This is a genomic window from Hyphococcus lacteus, assembly GCF_041058985.1.
GTDB classification, from domain to species: Bacteria; Pseudomonadota; Alphaproteobacteria; order Caulobacterales; family Parvularculaceae; genus Hyphococcus; species Hyphococcus lacteus.
Window position 1 is genome coordinate 866,582 of the sequence record NZ_JBEHZE010000001.1, and the last position, 21,019, is coordinate 887,600.

Sequence of the window (21,019 nt, forward strand, 5' to 3'; positions counted from 1 at the left end):
CCGGGCTTTTTTCTCAGCCAATAAATAACAGCGCCCGCATTAAATAAGCGGTGCCGGCAACGCATGCGACGCCCGCAACAGCGAGGATAACAAACCACAATAACTTTGGGCCGAGGCCCGGTTTTTTATCATCATCAGATGACGGACCAACAGGTTTGAATATATCAGGCATGATACCCCTCACCCGGACGAACCTTTCCCCAGAACAGGGAATACACATAGACGGTGTAAACAAGGATGGTCGGCAGCAATATACCTCCGCCAACGAGCAAGAATTTTAAAGAGGTGTCGTGTGCCGCGGTTTCCCAAATAGTTTTCGAAAAAGGTACGTTGTACGGAAACAAAGATACGGCAAAACCAAGATAACCGGTTAGGAAAATCCCTGCCGCGAGGACAATGGGAAGCCAGTCATTAGATGAGTTTCGGGTCAATTCGCGCCATAAAAACCCAATTAAAACAGCGCCTGCCAGCGGAATTGGTGAAACGAATAAAAATTTCCCGAAATCAATTTCCGTCATAGATATGCCCCAGCGTTCTGTGACGCGGGGATCGATTGATAATGTGGCAAGGCTAATGGCCGCCATAGCAAGACCGACACCAATCAATGTTCGGCGTGCCCATTTGCGTGCACCATCACGTGTTGCACCCTCTGTTTTAAGGATCAACCAACATGATCCGAGCAGAACATAACCGACAACGACCGCAGCACCCACCATCAATGAGAATGGTGTCAGCCAATCATACCCGCCACCAGCATAAGCCCGACCCGATACCTCTATGCCCTGAATAAATGCGCCCAGAATAATTCCTTGGGAAAAGGCGGCCGCGAGCGATCCACCAAAAAATGCGCCATTCCAAAACCGTTTGGTTGTGTTGCGGACGGCTTTATGACGGAATTCAAACGCCACCCCGCGAAAGATCAATGCGGCCAGCATGATCAGTACGGGGATGTAAAATGCCGGTATCAAAATTGAATAGGCAAGCGGAAACGCGGCCAATAAACCGCCACCACCGAGGACCAACCATGTCTCGTTTCCATCCCATACGGGTTCTATGGTGGCTGTCATTAAAGATCGTTCGGCTTCGTCACTGGCAAAAGCGGTGAGAATACCAATGCCGAGGTCAAAACCATCAAGCAAAACATACATCATGACGGCAACGGCAATAAGGATAGCCCAAATTAATGCGTAATCCATGATGCGCTCCCTTATGATGCGGCGGGTGTGGTGCCCGCCTCTTTGTCTTCAAGTGTTTCAGCAGGATCAGCAACGGCACCAAGGGGCGTTCCCGGCGCACGTTTTTCTGCCGCGGGTGGCCCGGCCGGTTGGTCATCAAAGCCGCGGGTTGCAATCCGTGCCATATAGACGATCCCTGCCGTAAAGATGATTGCGTAAATCACCATGAACACCATGAGTGAGAACGCGACCTGACCTGCGGGAACCGGCGAGACGCTATCGGCCGTACGCAATAATCCATAGACCGTGTAGGGTTGGCGGCCGACCTCAGCGACGACCCAGCCAGAGATGACGGCGATGAAACCAAGTGTACCGCCGGGAATGGCAAGAATGTGAAATATGCCCGGCTTGGTTAGTTTTTGTGTGCGCCATAACCACAACCCCCACAACCCAATGCCTAATAGGCCCAATCCTGCACCAACCATGATGCGGAACGACCAGAAGACGATAAAGACGGGCGGGTGTTCGGAATCTGGGAATGCATCGAGGCCTTTGAGCGGTTTTTCACCGCCAACAACCACGTCACCTAAACCAGGGATGCCAATCTCGGCGATGTTGCGTTTATTTTCTTGATCGGGAAGCGCAAACAAAATGGTTGGCTGGCCTTCTTTGGTTTCCCACCAACCTTCCATGGCGGCAACTTTTGCGGGTTGATAGTGATGGGCAATTTCACCCGACCAATGACCGGCCCAAATTTGAAGTGGCATCAATACCGCGAGCGTTCCGGCGGCCATACGCATTTGCCAACGGGTTGGCTCGGTTACGCGACCGCGTAGAACCTGAATAGCGCCTGCCGCCATAATCACCGCCGCCGTCGTAATAAACGCCGCGAGCATCATGTGGACATACCGAGATGGAAAGCTGGGGTTGAAGATAACCTCCATCCAACTCGTTACATAAAACCGGCCATCTGGCCCGATTTCATGGCCTTGGGGGGTCTGCATCCAGCTATTGGCCGAAAGAATCCAGAACGCGGAAATCATCGTTCCGACGGAAACAGCCAACGTAGAGATAAAGTGGAGCCGGTTCCCGACCCGTTTCCAGCCGAACAACATAACGCCAAGGAAAGTCGCTTCAAGGAAGAATGCGGTTAGCACCTCGTACCCTAATAGAGGGCCAAGCACATTGCCGGTTTTGTCAGAGAAAACAGACCAGTTAGAGCCGAATTGGTAACTCATGACGACACCGGTCACGACGCCCATGGCAAACGCCAACGCAAAGATCTTTACCCAGTGAAGGTAGAGACGAAGAAAGACGTCGCGCTTGGTTTTCAACCATAATCCTTCGCATACCGCCAAAAATGCAGCCAGCCCAATCGTGAATGCCGGAAACATAATGTGAAATGCGATAACGAAAGCGAATTGCAAACGCGACAAGATGAGTGCGTCGAGTTCCATAGGGCCCACCGTTTCTATTGCAGGTCAAAACTAGTCAGTTTTGTTCTGTTTACATAGTGAAGCAGATGCCGCGCGGCGGCATGCCGCACAAAGCCGTATACGCTATACATCTTTTAGCACTTTTTTCCCTCTACCGAAACCATCAATTCGGTTCATCGTATCAGGTTGGGATTAATCGTGTTTTTGCTACGGTTTACCGATTGATTGTTGAAAGCATTTTCACAGCGGCATAGGTTTTTAGATAGATTCATCAGTATACAACATTTCTGGCTAGGGCGCACAGAAGGGGGTGAATCTGTGTTGAAACGAAAAGGAGAGTCTGATGAAAAAGCCTATGAATATTTTAATGGTGGCCGCAACGAGTACACTTATCCTGGGTAGCGTTGCCCACGCAGATTATGCCGATGTGCAAGATGGTTACGTTAAAGACGCATTTGAATCAGCCGATAATGACTGGCGCCGTATCACTGTAAACCGTAACGATGTTTGTGGGTCTTACGGCAAAAATGGGACACGCCGTATTGACGTATTGATCAGCGATTATGAAGCGATTGGCACCGCACTTGATGGAGGAAACAGTTCTGACGCAACCAAGGCGGCGAAAGAGCTAGGCAAATCCATCAATAGAAACAGCCGGTTCAAGTCATGCTGGCGCAAAATTTCACGCAAGAATGGTATCTCTACATCGTTCACAAGTGCCGTTAGTTCACTTTAAGCGGTCAATAAATCCGCCGGTAACATGGTCGTTATCGGCGGGTGTCTGCTGTTATTGATGATTGCCGTTAACGGTTTGCGCGCTCATAAAAAAGACAGGGCCCTGTGGGGCGAGAGTAAATGGAGCGCGATTTTATGAGCTTGAAGTTAATTCATTTTCCATTGACGCGAAGCTTGCGTGTAGCATGGGCTATTCATGAGCTTGGCATCGATGCAGAAATTGAGACGCGGCCGTTTGACCGACCGAAACTTAAAGAAGCAGAATACCTTGCGATGAACCCGACCGGTAAAACGCCGGTGCTTTTTGATGGTGATAAGCGGATAATCGAGTCGGTAGCAATTATACAGTATCTATCTAATCGCTATGCTGATGGGCGCTTGTCGCGAAAACCGTCTGATAGTGACTATGCGGACTATCTTCAGTTTATGGAGTTTGGCGAAGCCGGTATGGGCGGCTATGCGGGTATGTTGGTTGCTCAAACCGCTATCTTGCCGGAAGAGCAACGCATTGAAGCCATGAGAATTTGGGCTATCAATGAAACCAAGAATTGCCTCAACTTTTTGGAAGAACACCTGACGGGCCGTGATTATTTGCTCGATGAGTTTTCACTAGCAGACATATCTGTTGGATATATTTTGTTCCTGGTAAAAGTTACGCGCAATGGCAATTTGATGGGTGATGCCATGCGGGCCTATTATGATCGTGTCACCGCGCGGGAGGCATGGGCAAAAGCGTCTGCGCTAGCACCATAAAAAATTGCGGGCTGGCTAAAACGGAAACCAGCCCGCGTGTTCTCCCCCCGAAGAATGTAGAATTATTGTGTAGGCGTTTCGGTTTCGACGGGAGCTGCGTCGCAATTCCGTCCTTCATATAGGCCAACCATGTAAATCCAGCGCTTTTCGGCGACGGCTTTACGCAAGGCCTCTGCTTCTTTTTTCTTTTTCGAAGACCGGCCTAGTAATCCGCCGACTTGGCCCACGGCACCAAGTGCTTTTCCGCCGGCACCGCTTCTGATGATTGCTTGTTGGGCAAGGGATGTGCCCATGCTAGCGAGCTGTTCGCCGTCCATCAGCCCACTTGCGGGTGAGCCGCCAAGCACTGTTTCCATGTTGTTTGCTTCTTGGATGATAGCGTCACAGCTAAGGCGGGCGTCGCCCATTTTCATTGGCTGTGTGATGACGATTTCAGATGCATCATCGCCAGCGAATGCTGAACCGCTCAAGATGGCTGTAAGTGTGACAGTCGCGATCAGTAATTTTTTCATTTTAATCCCCTTCTCAAACACTGAACGCCGAGGTTTTTACCCGGCTGATCTGGGGGATTAATGACGTGCCTGATTTTAGGCAGCATCCCCCCTAGGGGTTATGCCGCCAAAATTCCTAGTTTTGGTTGTCTGAAAAAGGAAGGTTTAACTGCCAGGAAACACCAAACCGGTCGTTGACCCATGCGAATTTTTGAGAAAACCCCCAGTCCCTTAGCGGCATTAATACGGCACCGTCGGTTGAGAGCGCCGAAAACAGGTTTTCTTGTTCGGCCGCATCAGAACAATCAATATAAACTGAAAAAGCGGGCGTGAAGGTAAAATCATGTTTGGCTGGACTATCGAGCGCGATAAAATTTTGTCGGCCAATAGAAAAATCAGCGCGTTTTATGGTGCTTTCGGTGCCTGCTTCACCTTTGGTCCAATAATCAACGTGATTAATTTTGGCGTCATTGAATGTTGCAACATAAAAATTGATCGCTTTTTCAGCGTCTTTTTCGAACATTAAAAAGGGCGTTACCTCTTGGACCATTTTTGGCTCCTATTATGGTTGTGTCGTCTAGGGGTTTTGATCGGACTCCTCGGTTGGTGGGCCGGTGAATTCGCCATCAATGCGAAACGTTACTAAATCGCCGACGCCCATCGTACTGCCCTCTGGGGGTAGGCCAAAGACTAAACCGTAATCGGAACGAGAGAGACTTCCCTCGGCTATAAAACCAATACGGGCATTTGGGTCGTGGGGCGGATAACCGGCATAACCGCCAATGTAAGTGACATCGAGACTAAGCGGCGCGGTTGTGCCCAGCATGGTCATCACGCCATCGACACGGACATTGGCCGGTCCGGTTTTTGTGATCTCTTGAGATTGAAAGCGGATCTCCGGATAGGTTACAGCATTAAACCAATCCGTACCAAGAAGGTCACTGAGAAATCCATCAGGCGGTGACGGCAGCGTTAATGAGCTGACGTCAATGGTTGCTTCCACACTCATTGTTTCAGGTGATTGCGGATCAAAATTCAACGTCGCATCGAACGTCGCAAAGTTAGCGGTATAATGGGAAAAGCCTAAATGATCGATCCTGAACACAAGGCTAGCGTGGGAGGGGTCAAGCTTGTAAAGCCCAGCAGGAGCACTAATCTCGGGCGTAGAAACCTTAGTTTGTTTCGGTTCATTGACTGGCGAGGTGTCGGCGGAACACCCAACCACCGCCAGTGCAATGACATATGGTAACAGGCGCATATATTACTCCGTGATTTTGCTAATACCGCATTGCCCATCGTTTGGCGCGCGACCGGCATCAACAAGCGCATCATGGGCGGCATACGGACGATCGGTGGCGATGATATCTACGCCTTGTTCAGCGATCTCGACATAGCGGTCATCGTCACCGTTTTGGGCAATATCTCGATCAATAGAATTGTGTCCGCCCAATGTACCAAAGATGACCTCGACATCGCGGCCATTTAGAATAGAGAATAACCTTGGGCGCGGATCTTTGGTGCCGGTGAAACCAAGGAGCTTGTCGTCGGGAATACCACTCGCAACCGCGCGGTTTAGATCAGATTGAGAGTTGAGGCTGAGCGAGATCATTGCATCAGGCAATAAACGATGAAGCTTTGCGGCGGATGCCATTGAATAAGCGATTAAAATGACCCGGTTTTCTGCGTCTTGGGCTTTGATTTCATCGGCCACGTCTTCGTAACGGGTGGTGCGTTTGAAATCGACCTGAAGGATTGTGCGTCCGTCGGACCAAGCCAATGCGTCGGCAAAGGTTGAAGGCGCAAACTGCGTGAGCCGGCCATCATTATCTTCGAGTTTTAGTTTTTTGATTTCATTCCACGACAGCGTATTGGCGTTGCCGCTGCCATTGGTGGTTCGTTCTAATGTATCGTCATGCATCAAATAAAGAACGCCGTCGCTTGATGTGGCGACATCAATTTCCATGACGGCGGGTGTTTTGGTCATGACCTCAGCCATGGTTTCGACCGCATTTTCAGGATAGCCAGAACTTGGGCCACCACGGTGAGCCGACACCAGCGTAAGGCCGGCGTCTTCGAGGCAGTCAAAAAAGCTGTTCAAATCATCGCCAGCGGCAATGCGCCAACCGGTATCTGATAGCAGGCCCGGACGATCGGTCGTTGTAGCAGTGTCACCACAGGCGACGAGGGTGAGACTACTGGCGGCAAGCATCCATCTAAGCATCTGAAAAAATTCTCTTATGTTGTTAAAATGATTGAACCATTGGTTTTACCGCTTTCCAAAAGGCTGTGGGCCTTAGCGGCGTCGGCAAGCGGAATGCGATGACTGATTTTGGGTATTACGGCCCCTTGGGAAACCATAGCAAAGAGCGTAGTGGCCATTGCGGGAAGGTGATCAGGTGTGGCGTAGTGAAAAAGCGTAGGCCGCGTCAGTGTTAGTGAGCCGCGCCGCGCAAGGGCCAAGGGCTCAATCGCTGGGGGTGGGCCAGACGCATTGCCAAAGGTGACCATGTGGCCAAGCGGCGCGAGACTATCGAGCGAGGCGTCAAAAGTTGCGGCACCAACCGAGTCATAGGCGACCTGAACACCCGCATCGTTGGTCAGGCGTCTGACCGCTGCGGCGATGTCGGTGGTTGCATCGCGAACGATGATGTCGCTCGCGCCATTAGCTTTTGCGATTGCGGCTTTGTCGTCAGAGCCGACAACGCCAATAATCCGTGCACCAATATTACGGGCCCATTGACAGAGAATCGTACCAACACCGCCCGCAGCCGCGTGAACAAGGCAGGTGTCTTCGGCTTTTAATTGATAGACCTGACGTAAGAGCATTTCCGTGGTCAGTCCTTTTAGAAAGACCGCAGCCGCAATGTCGTAGTCGATACCGTCGGGGATTTTTGCCGCGCTGGAAGCGGCGACATTAGAATACTCCGCATAGGCACTAGTACCTGTAAGGCAGGCAACACGGTCGCCAACAGAAAATCCAGTGACGCCATCACCAACAGCGGCTATGAGGCCCGCGCATTCAGACCCAAGGATCGCCGGCAGGTCAATCGGGTATAGGCCACGGCGTTGATAAATATCGATAAAATTCACACCGATTGCAGCATTTTTGACGCGAATTTGGTTTGCGCCAGGCGGCGGTAAATCATGATCGCGAAAGGTAAGAATGTCAGACGACCCGTGTTGATCGATGAAAATAGCTTTGCTCATAACCATCCCATTCGGCTTTTTGTACAGGCGCTCTGACGCAGCCGGATTGACCGAGCGTTCTTGCGCGCACATCTTAGGACAAGGCTTAACATGGCGGGGCGGGTTTATGCGACACTTTCTAGTTGTTTTGGTATCAGCGTTGGGGCTTTCGGGTTGCGCAACAGAAATTATGAGCGAAAAGGAATGTCTGGCCGGGAATTGGTCAGCCGCCGGGTTTGAGGATGGTGCCAAGGGCCTGCTTGAGCGGACGTTTGACGAGCGCGCAGTGCGGTGTAACGAATTTGGCGCAGCTGCTAATCGGGCAGCTTATAATGAAGGCCGGGAATCAGCGCTTTACCAGCTTTGTACGCGTGATGGGGGGTATGGCTATGGCCAGTCGGGGGCTGCCTATTTGGGTGTTTGTCGTCCTTCGCGCGAAGCTGAGTTCTTGAGCGGATATATTTCTGGGCGGCGGATCTTTACGTTCGAACAAGAACGCAACGGGGCACAGCGCGAATATAACAATGCAATCAACGAGCTTGAACGCCACCGTGAAGAAATTCGCCGTTCGCGTGCGGTGCTTCGGGACGACAGTTTAACAGATGCAGAACATGAAGCCGCACGCAAAAAGCTAAACTATCATCGTGAACAAGTGCGTTATGCGGAGCGGCGGGCCGATAACACTTTATATGAATTGGGTCGCGCTGATGAAGCAATGTCGAGTGCTATTCGAAATAGCGAGGCATGGGAGCGAAGTGATGAGTTTCTGGATGCGCGCGATACGTTGATGGAAGCCCATGATTTTGCGCGTGCGGAACCGGCGATAGATTTCTGTACGGATCAACTGCCATATCATCAACCCACATGTACGCTTAATTTTGGTGCGGGTTTAGTCGATAGCCAAACGAATGCGGTCTGTGCCCAAGGCCCTGGCGAAGCGCGGTTTGTACGGCGTGGAGTGCTACGGGGAAATGGGTCAGTCGGAAACCAAGTTACTGGATTTACACAGTTTTTTGATTTCTATAGGCATGATGACCGAGGTCGCGCGTCGCGGCGACCGACAGGCGCATTTCAGGTCTTTTTTGACGAGCGCGGGACGTATTCGGGGGTTGCCTGTTCGTTTCTAAGATAACCTGTCATCGTCCGGCGTTCTGCGCTATTGAATTGGCCAAAAAGGAGGCCCCATGAAGTTTACTGTAAATATTGATTGCACTCCGGCTGAAGCGCGCGCGTTTTTTGGTATGCCTGACGTGGAACCGATGAACAAAATGATCGTTGACGAAATGACCCGCCGGGCGAAAGACAATCTTGATACGCTCGCTGATCCCGAACGTTTTATGGCACAGTGGATGACCATGTCCGGCAAAGGCATGGAGCAATTTCAAAACATGATGGGCACTGCCATGGGGGCGGGCGCGAAAAAGAAATAGCTCAAACTGTTTTCTAATTCATCGGTAATGCTGTCTCGAGGGCGAGAACAAGCTGCCAATGGCGCGCGGTATTATTCTTTAAACCGCATTCCGTACACAGAGTTCTGTGTGTGGGCTGAATAGAAAAGGGCCACAAAAAAAGGGGTTAGCGGTCGAGCCGCCAACCCCGCGATCAAGAAAAGCAATAAAATTAAGCTTTTTTGCGTTTAAACGCACCAAATCCGGCAAGGCCGGTTAGCATCATTACGAGTGCGCCGGGTAGCGGCACATCGGAAACAGGAATCGAGAGTTGGCCAGTAAAGCCAATATTTTGAAAATCGACTTGTCGATTGCTGCCAGTTAAAAATGCAGTGACGAAACGTACATTCAATGGTGCGGCGAGGAGGTAATCCTGCGCCGTGATGCCAGGGCTTGTTCCGAGATTGGGAAGTACGGTTAAGGAACCAACCTGAGCGTTGCTTTCGTTGAAGAATGTAAAGTCGATCTGATCAACATCGTAGACTTCGGTGAAGTAATTCCAGAAATGAAGCGTTGTGAGGTCATATTCCTGTTGGAAATCGAACAACAATTCGAGCCCGTCACCATCTTCATCTGCTGTAAACCAGATATGGGTGCCTTGGGTGTGGTTCTCCGAAGCGTCAGCAGAGGGTGCATCAATTACTTTGGCGATGGTATTTCCGCCAGAAAACGTGTTGTTAAATGTGCCGTCAGAGGTGTTAGGTCCCACTTCGACGGTGATATTATCTTTGTTTAAGTAGATTTCAGCGGCCGACGCAGCAGAGGCTGACAATCCGGCTGTGGTGATGATAAGAGCGGTCAGAAATTTACGCATTGTTCTCCCCAGAACTAACTAAATATGGGGGATCGATAGTACGATAGTTAACAAGTCTCAACTTCTTTTCGCTTAAGAGAGCATGAAACCTTTTTGGCAAGGGCGTTGGTTTGACTGAGAGTTGGTTGCGATGCACCGAGGCGATACAATCTTTGCGAGAGCATCCGGCGCGGGCAAGGCCGGGGTCGCCGTTTATCGTTTGTCGGGTCCGGAATCCCACAACATTGCCAATCAATTAGTTGGTAAACGGATTATTAATCGCGAGGCGGTTCTGGTCGCATTGCGTGATCCGAAAGATGGCGCAATCATAGATCGCGGATTGGCCATACTTTTTGAAAATCCCAAAAGTTTTACGGGCGAAGATGTCGCTGAATTTCACCTTCATGGTAGCCATGCGGTCGAGATTTCGCTTTATGACGTGCTTTCGCGACTGGGGGCGCGACCCGCTGAGGCCGGGGAGTTCACGCTTAGGGCGCTGAAAAACGGTAAGCTCGATTTAGCCCAAGCAGAGGCGCTTGCAGACCTTATCGATGCCGAAACGACCCTACAAAAAAAGCAGGCTTTGGGCCAGCTTGATGGGCGGCTTTCTGCGGTGGCGGATGGCTGGCGGCATGAGATTTTGGCCGTGATGGCTCCGCTTGAGGCTGACATTGATTTCCCCGATGAGGGGGATGTTCCGGCGGCGATTGCTGAGGCGGCGGGTCCGGCGATTGTGCGCCTTCGAGAGTCACTGACGGCATTTCTTGAAACATCAGGACGTGCACGGACGATTAGAGAAGGCGTGTCGATTGCGATTATTGGTCCGCCGAATGCGGGCAAGTCATCCCTTGTTAATGCCCTCGCCGGTTCAGAAATCGCAATCGTTTCTGACATCGCGGGGACGACCCGAGACATCGTCGAAACGCGTCTCGATCTTGGTGGCGTGGTTGCGTCTATCGCCGATACGGCGGGTTTGCACGGCGCGCATCATGATGCCATTGAAGCCGAAGGTATGCGGCGGGCGCGGGCGCGGGCAGAAGGCGCCGATTTGCGGGTGGCGGTGCTAGACCCAAAAAGCGAATTTGTTTCACGTGAAACACTCGACCTTCTCAAACCCGGTGATTTTTTGGTTTGGTCAAAGGCCGATTTGGGCGCGGCCATACCAACGCAATCTCCCACGGGGACTATCGTTCATCAACTTTCGTCGAAATCCGGTGCGGGATTAAGCGCGTTCGTGACCGACCTGACCAAAGCTGTGGCCGGCGGCGCAAACGCCGATGGCCCCGCCCTCACCCGTGCGCGTCATGTTCGTGCGGTGGAGGATGCCATCAACGCCCTCGCCCGCGCAGAAATTAATATCACCCGCGCGCCAGAATTGGCCGCCGAAGATGCGCGCCTTGCCGCCCGGGCTTTGGGCCAGATTACCGGCGCGGTCGGTGTCGAGGATGTATTAGGCGAGATCTTTTCGAGCTTTTGTATTGGTAAGTAAAAGCCTAGCAATTACAACGCGATAGAAAATTCTATCCACGCCCTTTATATCCCCTATATAATGAGCATCTGGACATAGAGTGGAAGATCGCTAGAACCGCGCTTCCCCTGTGCAAAACCGAAGAAGCGGAAATGAAAGAATACGACGTCATTGTCATTGGTGGTGGGCATGCCGGCTGCGAAGCGGCCGCCGCGTCTGCGCGTGCGGGCGCTAAGACCCTATTGGCGACACACCGGATTGATACGATCGGCGAGATGTCATGCAACCCAGCTATTGGCGGGTTGGGTAAGGGTCATTTGGTGCGCGAGGTTGATGCGCTCGATGGTTTGATGGGCCGAGTGATCGACCAGGCCGGTATCCAGTTCCGTATGCTCAACCGCTCTAAAGGGCCGGCGGTTCGCGGTCCACGGGCACAGGCCGACCGAAAGCGCTATCGGACCACAATGCAGGCGCTGCTTTCGGATTATCCGAACCTCGACATCGCTGAGATGGCAGTCGAAGACCTGATCGTTGATGAGAGTGTTCCACGTGGAACAATCACGGGCATCCGGACAATGGACGGCACCGAAGTGCGCGCCCGCGCGGTGGTTCTCACGACGGGGACGTTCCTCAAAGGGGTTATTCATATTGGTGACCGCCGGATCCCGGCGGGACGGGCCAATGCCCGCGCGAGCGACAAGACATGGGGTGGTGTTGAGCCACCTGCCCTCGGTCTTTCTGATCGGCTGTACGGCTTAGGGCTAGAGATGGGCCGGTTAAAAACCGGAACACCAGCCCGCTTGGATGGGCGGACAATCTACTGGGATAAGTTGGAAACCCAACTCGCCGACCCCTCGCCGGTACCGTTTTCATTTATGACCGATCAGATCGAAGTCCCGCAGATATCCTGTGGGGTTACAGGCACAACACCTGAAACCCACAAGATCATCGAAGAAAATATAAGCAAATCGGCGGTCTATGGCGGGGCGATCTCTGGTCGCGGTCCGCGCTATTGCCCCTCAATCGAGGATAAAGTCGTCCGGTTCGCCGAGCGCGGGACCCACCAGATTTTTCTGGAGCCAGAGGGGCTAGATGATCACACGGTCTACCCGAACGGTATCTCGACCTCGTTACCAGAAGACGTACAAGCCGCCTTCCTTAAGACCATACCGGGTCTCGAAGATGCGGTGGTCATTCGTTATGGCTACGCAATCGAGTATGATTATGTGGACCCCCGGTCGCTGACCCCATCATTAGAAACAAAAGCCCTGCCCGGGCTTTTCCTGGCGGGTCAGATTAATGGCACCACCGGATACGAAGAGGCCGCGGCCCAGGGTCTAATGGCTGGGGTGAACGCCGCGCGCTACGGGACCGAAGTTCCGCCTTTCGTGTTGGATCGCTCGCAAGGCTATATCGGTGTGATGATTGATGACCTTGTAACTCACGGAGTTACAGAACCCTACCGTATGTTTACAAGCCGGGCGGAATACCGGCTAACGCTACGGGCCGATAACGCGGATCAACGTTTAACCCCCTTGGGAATTGCGGCGGGTATTGTTGGTGAAGAGCGCGCCGCGATGTTTCACGTGAAACAATCGGCGCTGGACGCTGCCCGTCTCTGGGCGATTGAGACGACACTGACACCCAATGAAGCGGCGAAACACGGCTTGAAAATCAATCAGGATGGACGCCGCCGTAATATAATGGACCTTTTATCTCTTCCTGATGTTTCGTTGGCGAACCTTGCCGCGATCTGGCCAGCGTTGAGCGCGTTATCGCCCGCTGTGGCTGAGCAGCTAGAGTTTGATGCGCTGTATTCTGGTTACCTCCATCGGCAGGAAGCGGACATCGTCGCATTCAAAAAAGACGAAAGCCTCGCCCTGCCCGCTGATCTCGATTATTCGGCCATCACGGGGCTGTCGAATGAGGTGCGCAACAAACTGGTCGAGGCCCGACCGACAACACTCGGTCAGGCCGGTCGGATTGAAGGCGTTACACCAGCAGCCCTCGCATTGCTATTAGCGTGGGTGAAAAAGAACGCCCGCGCGACCGCCTAAGCAAATAGTTTTCCGCAATCGGCCTTTCTGTCGTGCAACCCGCTATGCGGCACCCAAAAGGTTAGCTATCACCAGACTTTCTGTCCCCTTGCCGCGAGGCAAAGCCCTTATGGTTAAAGGCTTATGACCCCCCAAGAGTTTCAAGACGCCGCGAATGTTCCACGTGAAACAATGGACCGGCTTTCGGTCATGGACGCCGTATTTTTGGACTGGTCCTCGCGTCATAATCTAGTCGCGCGCTCGACCATCGAAAATCGGTGGGAACGGCATTACCTAGATTCCGCCCAATTAGGTCCGCTATTGCCCGCTGGAATTGCTTCGATTGTGGATTTCGGTTCCGGTGCCGGTTTTCCGGGCTTGGTGCTCGCCGCGATGTTTGCGGATCAAAATGTTTCTGTCACGCTGATCGAATCCATCGGAAAGAAAGCTGCGTTTTTAAAAGCTGCTGGTGAAGAGATGGGTCTCCAAAATTTAACGGTCATACCGGGGCGAATCGAATCACAAAAACTGGACAAAAAACCCGATATTATCACCGCACGGGCTCTCGCCCGGGTTGATAAATTACTTGGCTATGGTGTTGGAATTCAAAAGAAAACAACAAAGTATTACCTCTTAAAGGGACAAGATGTAGAGGGTGAATTGACCGAAGCCACTAAATCTTGGCATATGGAGGTCATACGGCATCGCAGTCGAACCAATGCAGATGCGACCATTTTAGAGATTGGAAATGTCGCCCGTGCCCGGAAATCGTCCCATGGCTAATATTCGCATCATCTCTATCGCCAACCAAAAAGGTGGCGTCGGCAAAACCACGACTGCGATCAATCTGGCGACGGCACTTGCCGCTGTGGGCGAAAAAGTTTTGCTTGTTGATCTTGATCCACAAGGGAATGCCTCGACGGGGCTGGGCATCTCTGCGGCGGATCGCGGTGTGACCACTTATGACGTCTTGTCTGGCGAATACCGTATGGAAGCCGCGGTCACTGAAACGGACATTCCCGGTTTGAGGCTTGCGCCCGCTGGCGTTGATCTTGCCGGGGCTGAGATCGAGCTGATTGACGCCGATCGACGGCATTTCAGGTTGAAAGATGCCCTAGAAGAATACGCCACGAGTGAAAATGGCGCTGAGATCACCTATGTACTCATTGATTGCCCCCCCTCGCTCAGCTTGCTGACGATTAATGCCCTCGCGGCGTCGGATGCGGTGATCATTCCGCTTCAATGTGAATTCTTTGCGCTTGAGGGTCTGTCGCAAATTCTACGAACCATTGAAACAGTACGTTCACGGATTAACCCTGACATTGAATTGCAAGGGGTCGTCTTGACCATGCATGACCGCCGCAACAATTTGACCAATCAAGTCGAAGATGATGTGCGCGGACATTTGGGCGATCAGGTCTATCGCACGGTGATCCCGCGCAATGTTCGTATTTCTGAAGCGCCGAGCCACGGGAAGCCGGCGCTTTTGTATGACCTCAAATGCCCAGGCAGCCAGGCCTATATTCAACTGGCGTCCGAGGTTATTCAGCGCGAACGCACCCGCGCGAAAGCTGCATAAAAGGTAGAAAAATCATGGCAGTAGCAGAAAAAAAGAAAAGCAAGGGACTGGGTCGTGGCCTTGATGCGTTGTTGGGCGATGCGCCCTCCGCTCGGCGCGCAACCCCAGAGCCAGAGCGTGCTGGCCCCAAACGCGAATTGCCGATCGAGCAACTAAAACCGAATGCGGACCAGCCGCGCCGAGTGTTTTCAACGGATGCAATCGAAGAGCTTGCGACGTCAATTGCAGACAAAGGCATGTTGCAGCCGATCTTGGTTCGCCCGCTCGGCAAAGACGAGTTTGAAATTGTCGCAGGTGAACGCCGTTGGCGCGCCGCTCAAAAAGCAAAGCTTCATAAAGTGCCGGTTATCATCCGTGAGCTGACGGATGAAGAAACGGCTGAAATTGCACTGATCGAAAATGTGCAACGGGTCGATTTAAATCCTGTCGAAGAAGCCGCCGCTTATCAACGCCTCGCCGATGAATATAAACGCACCCAAGACCAGATTGCCAAAGCCGTCGGCAAATCCCGCAGTCATGTGGCAAACATCATGCGGCTTTTGGCGTTGCCGAAAAAGACACTCGATACGCTTCAGCGCGGTGAAATTTCTATGGGGCATGCCCGTGCATTGCTCGGCTCAGCGACACCCGATGCGTTGTGTGATGCAATCTTGAAAGAGGGTTTTTCTGTTCGCCAGACTGAGGCATTGATCCGGGATTCCGAACGCCCAAAGACTCTAGACAAAAAACCAAACGATGAACAAAAATCTTCAGGTAAATCAAACACTTCGGGTGGGTCGAAAGATGCCGATACCCGCGCTTTAGAGCGTGATCTATCAAACATTCTTGGGCTAGAAGTTGCGATTGATCACTCCAAAAAGGGTGCCGGCTCTTTGAGCGTTAATTATCTGACGCTTGATCAGCTTGATGACCTGTGTCGGCGTTTGATGGGCTCTGGCGTTTAAGGTTGTTCGGGTAATTCCCCGTCTAACAACCACTGTTTTGCGAGTGCTAAATCGGTAAAGGCCCGGATGCGACCATTGGCTAATGATCGGATGGTTCTTGAAGCACTCGCAAAAGTATCGACGCCTTCATTTTCGATAGTAGCGTTTGGAACAACCACGGCTTCGCGCTCCATTCCGGCGCTAAAAATAGCGGGCATAATTTCGTCCATCAGCCAATCTTCGGAATGGGAAAAATCTGAGGTCATGAATCTAAGGTCGGCAAGCCAGAAACGAAATGAACCAGATTGGAATAGTTGCAACACATGCCTAAGCACATGCCGAAACTCCTCAGGGCGATCATAGCGATCAAACCAAACGTCTGATACCACGCCTAATTCTCGGTTGCAGCCAACAATGGCATAGACCTGATTATTCGTGCGGTGAAAAACTTGTTCAGACTTAACTGAAAAAGCGTTGGCAATATCGGGCTGAATCACGGCGGGGGCTTGCATTCCAAATACTCACATTCATGGCTCTCCTCCCCACCTGGTGGGAACATAACAGTTCGGATTTTCGGTTCAAGGTCGCAACGGCTAAGAATTTTTCAAAGTGACTAGCGTTTGCCCATAACAGCGAGACGAAGCGCTGTACGTTCGACTATTTCTCGTTGCGGTGCACCCGTTGTTTTGGCGTCAAGTTCAGCATCAATCAGCATGCGGAGTGCTAGGTCGAGTTTTGCGCCGCGCCATTTATGGAGCCGATTTTCAAACGCGCGTTGTTCCCCGAAAAATACGGGCGGGCGCAATTTTTTCATGGCTGAAGCAGCATTTTCGCCATTTTCCATGAAATCATTCGCGGTTTTTAGGCGCGAGAATTGCCGTTGCAGCGCACGCAACAATCCAATGGGGCTGGCCCCGGCGGTCGCAGCTTTATGCAGGGCTTTCGCCAATCGGGTCGGCGCACCATCGGCGGCCGCGCTGGCGGTGTCGTCCATTGCGTCCCCAAGCCCATCAACAAGTGATGCCTTTACGTCATCAAGTGAAATGGTGTCTGGTCCAGACCTCAGTGATTTTGGCCCTTTATAGAGAATGAGCTTGTCAATTTCACCGCGTGATATCCCGTGATCTTCGCCTAGAATGGCGCCGACCAAATTCAGTGCGTCATCGTCAAAGCGCAAATCTTCTGTGCGCGCCATTTCTGTGGCCATGGCACGCACGTCGCCAGCCCCCTCAACATAACAGGGCAATGCAGCGCCGCATTTTGCTTTTTCAAACGCCTTTCGGAGACCGGACCGAGGGCTTAATTCTCCGGCTTCGATGATGACAATGCCATTGGGCTTTAGGTGCCCGCCATCTAAAGCATCTAGGAGCACGCTGGCGGGTTTCGCTGCGGCCTCGCCGCTTGTCCGTATTCGGATAACCCGCTCACCGCCAGCGAATGAAAGCGCCGCAATCTCATCGGCCAATCTCCCCGGCTCGTCTTTAAGATCGCTGTCGGATAGTTCGAGGTAGTTAAACGGATCTTTGAGATCTTCGACGACGCTACTCGCGAGTTTGACCGCTCGCTCACGCGCTAACCCGGAATCAGGCCCATAAATCAGGATGGCGGCGATATGGGTGTCGCGATCTGATAGAAAGCTTTTAATGGCGCGACCTTTGAGGGCGACCATGGTCTATTCGTCCACAAGCGGTTCGATAACCTCGCCGCGGCGCGGCTCAGACAGAATTTCCGCAGGGCTCAGCTCAGTCTCATAAGACCGGCCTTCATTTTTTGTGCGTTCTTCCGGTGGTTCATCGAACCGGATTAGCAAATCGCGTTCAATTTCTTCGGCCAAAAGGCGGGCAGCCTTTTCGACAGCCGTGCGTTCCGCAAAGAGTGTCGAATATTGTGAACTAACAATGTTGTAGGACGTCACGGCTCGGGCGCTACCGCGAAAGCGTGAACCATTGGTCAAATCGACGACCGCATATTTTGCGCTCAAACGGTAATTATAACGGGTCACCGTCGCATCAATTTGAACCGCTAGACGTTCTGCGGATTCTGATACTTCGACATAGAGTTCGTATTTTGGTTTGATGCCATCGACGGTCGACATTCGTGCGTTTAGCGCATCGGTTACGACGGGTTCCACGGCCGTCGGCCCCGCTACCTGTCGAACCTGAATTTGGCGGAAAACGGGATCGCCCGTCGCACCATCCGTCGTCGCATAAATGGGATGAAACCCGCAGGCGGAGACCGCAAACAACATGCTTGAGGCGACAAGCGCTCTCAGTTTCTTCATGGTATTACCCTCTCCGGCTTTTCCGCGTTAGTTCGCGACGATATTTACGATCCGCCCCGGCACGACAACGACCTTGCGAATGGTCAGGCCATCAATATGCCGCTTAATAGTCTCGTCCGACAAGGCCACTTGTTCCACAGTATCTTTGTCCGCGTCAGCGGCCACAGCGATTTCACCGCGCCGTTTTCCATTGACCTGAACACCAATCATCAGCTCGTCTTTTGCCAAAAGCTCTCTATCTGCGATTGGCCAAGGCGCATCACAGACCAATCCCTTGCCGCCCAAAACGGCCCAACATTCTTCGGCCAAGTGTGGAATGAAGGGTGAAATCAATCGGGCTAACGCGGAAAGTGCTTCGGCTTTGGCCCAATCGCCCGCGCCTTTGTCGGCTTTTTTTAAGGCGTTGAGAAATTCATAAACCCGAGCAATCGCCTTGTTAAAGCGGAAATGTTCGATGTCGTCGGTAATCCCGGCAATCGCACTGTGGGTTGCTTGGCGCAATGGTTTGTCCGCATCCGTCACATTCGGTTTTGAAAGATCGACATTTTGTGCGGCACTGGCCCCGGCTGATACGGTGTCCCAAACGCGGTTGATCAGGCGCCATGCCCCTTCGACACCGGAATCCGTCCATTCCACATCGCGCTCAGGCGGCGAGTCAGAGAGCATGAACCAACGTGCTGCATCAGCCCCATATTGTGCAGCAATGGCCTCAGGTGAAACCACGTTCTTTTTCGACTTCGACATCTTTTCGATGGGACCGATTTTCACCGATGAACCATCGTCTAAACGGCGGGCAGTACCTTTTTCGATGATGACGTCTTCAGGTAGTACCCAATTTCCTTTTTCATCGCGATAGGTTTCGTGAACGACCATGCCTTGGGTGAACAGATTGGCGAATGGTTCGTCCACCGTTAAATAACCGGACTGCTTCATCATTCGTGTGAAATAGCGCGCATACAGAAGATGCAAGATGGCATGCTCGATACCGCCGATATATTGATCAACCGGCAACCAGTAATCTGCGATTTTAGGGTCTACAGGTTTGCTCTCGGGCTGCGATGCAAACCGTGCGAAATACCAAGAGCTATCGACAAAAGTATCGCAAGTGTCGGTTTCTCGCCGCGCTTTTGCGCCACATTCCGGGCAATCAACATGCTTCCACGTAGGATGACGGTCGAGCGGGTTTCCCGGCACTGAAAAATCAGCTTCTTCGGGCAAAATTACCGGCAAGTCTTTTTCCGGGACGGGTACGATGCCGCATTTCTCACAGTGAATAGCGGGGATCGGGCATCCCCAATAGCGTTGTCGTGAAACACCCCAATCACGCAGGCGATATTGGGTGGTGCCTTTGCCGAGGCCCATCTCTTCGATTTTTGCGATCGCTTTCGCAATGGCCTCTTTGGTGTCGAGGCCATTTAAAAAATCGGAATTATAAATTGCGCCCGGCCCCACATAGGATTCGTTTTCAATGGTAAATGTCGTGGGGTCTGCGTCCTGCGGTAGAACCACCGGCGGGACGGGCAAATCATATTTTCGGGCGAAATCGAGATCGCGTTGATCATGAGCTGGACAACCAAACACTGCGCCAGTGCCGTATCCCATCAGAACGAAGTTCGCCACATAGACCGGTAACTTACGGTCATCAAATGGGTGCGCCATTTCCAGCGGTAATTTATAACCGCGCTTTTCTGCCTTTTCGATGGCCTCTTCCGATGTGCCCGTTTTCTGACATTCCGCGATAAAGCCAGCCAGACCCGAATCGTTTTGGGCGAGCGCCGCTGCAATCGGATGGTCGGGCGATATCGCCACAAAGCTCGCGCCATAAAGTGTATCTGGACGCGTGGTGAAGACTTCAATCCCGTCCTTCTGTCCCGTTGGCGCATTAGTTCCGTCTACGAAACGGAACTTCATTTCTAAGCCCTTTGACCGTCCGATCCAATTCTTTTGCATGGTGCGAACATTTTCAGGCCAGCCAGCCAGACGCCCGTCATCAAGCGCTGCCAAAAGGTCGTCTGCTTCATCGGTGATCTTGAAAAACCACTGGGAAAGCGTGCGTCGTTCGACCGGCGCGCCAGAGCGCCATCCCTTGCCGTCGATGACCTGTTCATTGGCCAGAACGGTTTGGTCAACCGGGTCCCAATTAACCATGCTTTCTTTGCGATAGGCGAAACCACGTTTCCAGAAATCAAGGAACATACGTTGTTGGTGGACGTAATATTCCGGATCGCAGGTTGCGAATTCTCGGCTCCAGTCGATGGAAAGGCCCATCTGTTTTAGCTGATCGCGCATGATCTCAATATTGCTGCGAGTCCACTTTGCTGGGTGCGATCCGGTTTGCATTGCCGCGTTTTCCGCCGGCATCCCAAACGCGTCCCACCCCATCGGATGCAGAACGTTAAATCCGCAAGCTTTTTTATAGCGCGCGATTACGTCGCCCATGGCATAATTGCGTACATGTCCAATATGGATACGCCCTGATGGATAAGGGAACATCTCGAGGACGAAATATTTCTTTTGCGCGCTGTCGTCTTTGGTCTCAAAAGCTTTCGCTTCGGACCAGGCCTGTTGCCATTTGGGTTCGACTTCTTTGGGATTATAGCGGGACATCGATTGGTCTTTCAGATCCTAAAAAACAACGCCCATGAAGTTGATCTTGTCGATTTAACCCACGGACCTTGCGCAAATAGCAGCTTTCGAGCCTGTTGGGGAACAGGC

22 protein-coding genes are annotated in these 21,019 nt (G+C 52.2%); 9 read left to right on the forward strand and 13 right to left on the reverse strand.

Annotation, left to right across the window (positions count from 1 at the left end):
• Window positions 1-13: 13 nt before the first annotated feature.
• From ABFZ84_RS04155 to ABFZ84_RS04165, 3 genes are read right to left on the reverse strand one after another with little or no spacing between them, the layout of a single operon-like run.
• Window positions 14-172, reverse strand: a complete 159-nt coding sequence (locus ABFZ84_RS04155) for a hypothetical protein (protein ID WP_369312660.1) — start codon at window positions 170-172, stop codon at window positions 14-16.
• Window positions 165-1,196: a cytochrome d ubiquinol oxidase subunit II gene (gene cydB / locus ABFZ84_RS04160; RefSeq protein ID WP_369312661.1), complete on the reverse strand. Its 1,032-nt coding sequence runs from the start codon at window positions 1,194-1,196 to the stop codon at window positions 165-167. The genes ABFZ84_RS04155 and cydB overlap by 8 nt, the downstream gene beginning before the upstream one ends.
• 11 nt (window positions 1,197-1,207) lie before the next feature.
• A complete protein-coding gene (locus ABFZ84_RS04165; RefSeq protein WP_369312662.1) occupies window positions 1,208-2,632 on the reverse strand; it encodes a cytochrome ubiquinol oxidase subunit I in 1,425 nt (474 codons plus the stop codon).
• 322 nt (window positions 2,633-2,954) lie between these two features.
• On the opposite strand from ABFZ84_RS04165, the gene ABFZ84_RS04170 reads away from it, so the two are divergent.
• Both ABFZ84_RS04170 and ABFZ84_RS04175 read left to right on the forward strand, forming a co-directional pair.
• Entirely contained in the window at window positions 2,955-3,347 is a 393-nt protein-coding gene (locus tag ABFZ84_RS04170) for a hypothetical protein (protein WP_369312663.1), read from the forward strand.
• Window positions 3,348-3,481: 134 nt separating this feature from the next.
• A complete protein-coding gene (locus ABFZ84_RS04175) occupies window positions 3,482-4,099 on the forward strand; it encodes a glutathione S-transferase family protein (RefSeq protein WP_369312664.1) in 618 nt (205 codons plus the stop codon).
• 62 nt (window positions 4,100-4,161) lie between these two features.
• Here the strand turns inward: ABFZ84_RS04175 and ABFZ84_RS04180 are convergent, their stop codons facing one another.
• The 5 genes from ABFZ84_RS04180 to ABFZ84_RS04200 all read right to left on the reverse strand — a co-directional run bounded on the left by ABFZ84_RS04180 (window position 4,162) and on the right by ABFZ84_RS04200 (window position 7,797).
• Window positions 4,162-4,611, reverse strand: coding sequence for a hypothetical protein (locus tag ABFZ84_RS04180; protein WP_369312665.1), 450 nt, complete (start codon window positions 4,609-4,611; stop codon window positions 4,162-4,164).
• A 115-nt stretch (window positions 4,612-4,726) separates the two neighbouring features.
• Entirely contained in the window at window positions 4,727-5,140 is a 414-nt protein-coding gene (locus ABFZ84_RS04185) for a VOC family protein (RefSeq protein WP_369312666.1), read from the reverse strand.
• A gap of 27 nt (window positions 5,141-5,167) precedes the next feature.
• A complete protein-coding gene (locus ABFZ84_RS04190) occupies window positions 5,168-5,848 on the reverse strand; it encodes a YceI family protein (RefSeq protein ID WP_369312667.1) in 681 nt (226 codons plus the stop codon).
• 3 nt (window positions 5,849-5,851) lie between these two features.
• On the reverse strand, window positions 5,852-6,811 hold the full coding sequence (locus ABFZ84_RS04195) for a glycerophosphodiester phosphodiesterase family protein (protein WP_369312668.1): 960 nt from the start codon (window positions 6,809-6,811) through the stop codon (window positions 5,852-5,854).
• 14 nt (window positions 6,812-6,825) lie between these two features.
• Window positions 6,826-7,797 (reverse strand): quinone oxidoreductase family protein, encoded by a 972-nt coding sequence (locus ABFZ84_RS04200; RefSeq protein ID WP_369312669.1) that lies wholly within the window; start codon window positions 7,795-7,797, stop codon window positions 6,826-6,828.
• A 106-nt stretch (window positions 7,798-7,903) separates the two neighbouring features.
• On the opposite strand from ABFZ84_RS04200, the gene ABFZ84_RS04205 reads away from it, so the two are divergent.
• Window positions 7,904-8,908: a DUF2799 domain-containing protein gene (locus ABFZ84_RS04205; RefSeq protein WP_369312670.1), complete on the forward strand. Its 1,005-nt coding sequence runs from the start codon at window positions 7,904-7,906 to the stop codon at window positions 8,906-8,908.
• A gap of 52 nt (window positions 8,909-8,960) precedes the next feature.
• Window positions 8,961-9,206, forward strand: a complete 246-nt coding sequence (locus ABFZ84_RS04210; protein WP_369312671.1) for a DUF6489 family protein — start codon at window positions 8,961-8,963, stop codon at window positions 9,204-9,206.
• A gap of 190 nt (window positions 9,207-9,396) precedes the next feature.
• Here the strand turns inward: ABFZ84_RS04210 and ABFZ84_RS04215 are convergent, their stop codons facing one another.
• Complete coding sequence (locus tag ABFZ84_RS04215; protein WP_369312672.1) at window positions 9,397-10,038, reverse strand: VPLPA-CTERM sorting domain-containing protein; 642 nt, start codon at window positions 10,036-10,038, stop codon at window positions 9,397-9,399.
• Between the two features lie 130 nt (window positions 10,039-10,168).
• Here ABFZ84_RS04215 and mnmE point away from each other — a divergent pair, with 130 nt between their 5' ends.
• From mnmE to ABFZ84_RS04240, 5 genes are all read left to right on the forward strand, one after another.
• A complete protein-coding gene (gene mnmE, locus ABFZ84_RS04220; RefSeq protein WP_369312673.1) occupies window positions 10,169-11,506 on the forward strand; it encodes a tRNA uridine-5-carboxymethylaminomethyl(34) synthesis GTPase MnmE in 1,338 nt (445 codons plus the stop codon).
• A gap of 131 nt (window positions 11,507-11,637) precedes the next feature.
• Window positions 11,638-13,542, forward strand: coding sequence for a tRNA uridine-5-carboxymethylaminomethyl(34) synthesis enzyme MnmG (gene mnmG / locus ABFZ84_RS04225; RefSeq protein ID WP_369312674.1), 1,905 nt, complete (start codon window positions 11,638-11,640; stop codon window positions 13,540-13,542).
• A 123-nt stretch (window positions 13,543-13,665) separates the two neighbouring features.
• A complete protein-coding gene (gene rsmG, locus ABFZ84_RS04230) occupies window positions 13,666-14,304 on the forward strand; it encodes a 16S rRNA (guanine(527)-N(7))-methyltransferase RsmG (RefSeq protein ID WP_369312676.1) in 639 nt (212 codons plus the stop codon).
• Window positions 14,297-15,100 (forward strand): ParA family protein, encoded by an 804-nt coding sequence (locus ABFZ84_RS04235; protein ID WP_369312677.1) that lies wholly within the window; start codon window positions 14,297-14,299, stop codon window positions 15,098-15,100. The genes rsmG and ABFZ84_RS04235 overlap by 8 nt, the downstream gene beginning before the upstream one ends.
• Window positions 15,101-15,114: 14 nt before the next feature.
• On the forward strand, window positions 15,115-16,044 hold the full coding sequence (locus ABFZ84_RS04240) for a ParB/RepB/Spo0J family partition protein (protein ID WP_369312678.1): 930 nt from the start codon (window positions 15,115-15,117) through the stop codon (window positions 16,042-16,044).
• Here the strand turns inward: ABFZ84_RS04240 and ABFZ84_RS04245 are convergent.
• The 4 genes from ABFZ84_RS04245 to leuS all read right to left on the reverse strand — a co-directional run bounded on the left by ABFZ84_RS04245 (window position 16,041) and on the right by leuS (window position 20,911).
• Window positions 16,041-16,535 carry a hypothetical protein gene (locus tag ABFZ84_RS04245; RefSeq protein WP_369312679.1) on the reverse strand — a complete coding sequence of 165 codons (495 nt, stop codon included), beginning with the start codon at window positions 16,533-16,535 and terminating at the stop codon, window positions 16,041-16,043. The genes ABFZ84_RS04240 and ABFZ84_RS04245 overlap by 4 nt on opposite strands.
• A gap of 101 nt (window positions 16,536-16,636) precedes the next feature.
• The gene (gene holA / locus ABFZ84_RS04250) at window positions 16,637-17,692 is read right to left on the reverse strand and encodes a DNA polymerase III subunit delta (RefSeq protein WP_369312680.1); all 1,056 of its coding nucleotides are present in this window, start codon (window positions 17,690-17,692) and stop codon (window positions 16,637-16,639) included.
• Between the two features lie 3 nt (window positions 17,693-17,695).
• Window positions 17,696-18,304 (reverse strand): LPS assembly lipoprotein LptE, encoded by a 609-nt coding sequence (lptE, locus tag ABFZ84_RS04255; protein WP_369312681.1) that lies wholly within the window; start codon window positions 18,302-18,304, stop codon window positions 17,696-17,698.
• Between the two features lie 27 nt (window positions 18,305-18,331).
• Entirely contained in the window at window positions 18,332-20,911 is a 2,580-nt protein-coding gene (gene leuS / locus ABFZ84_RS04260) for a leucine--tRNA ligase (RefSeq protein WP_369312682.1), read from the reverse strand.
• Between the last annotated feature and the right edge of the window lie 108 nt (window positions 20,912-21,019).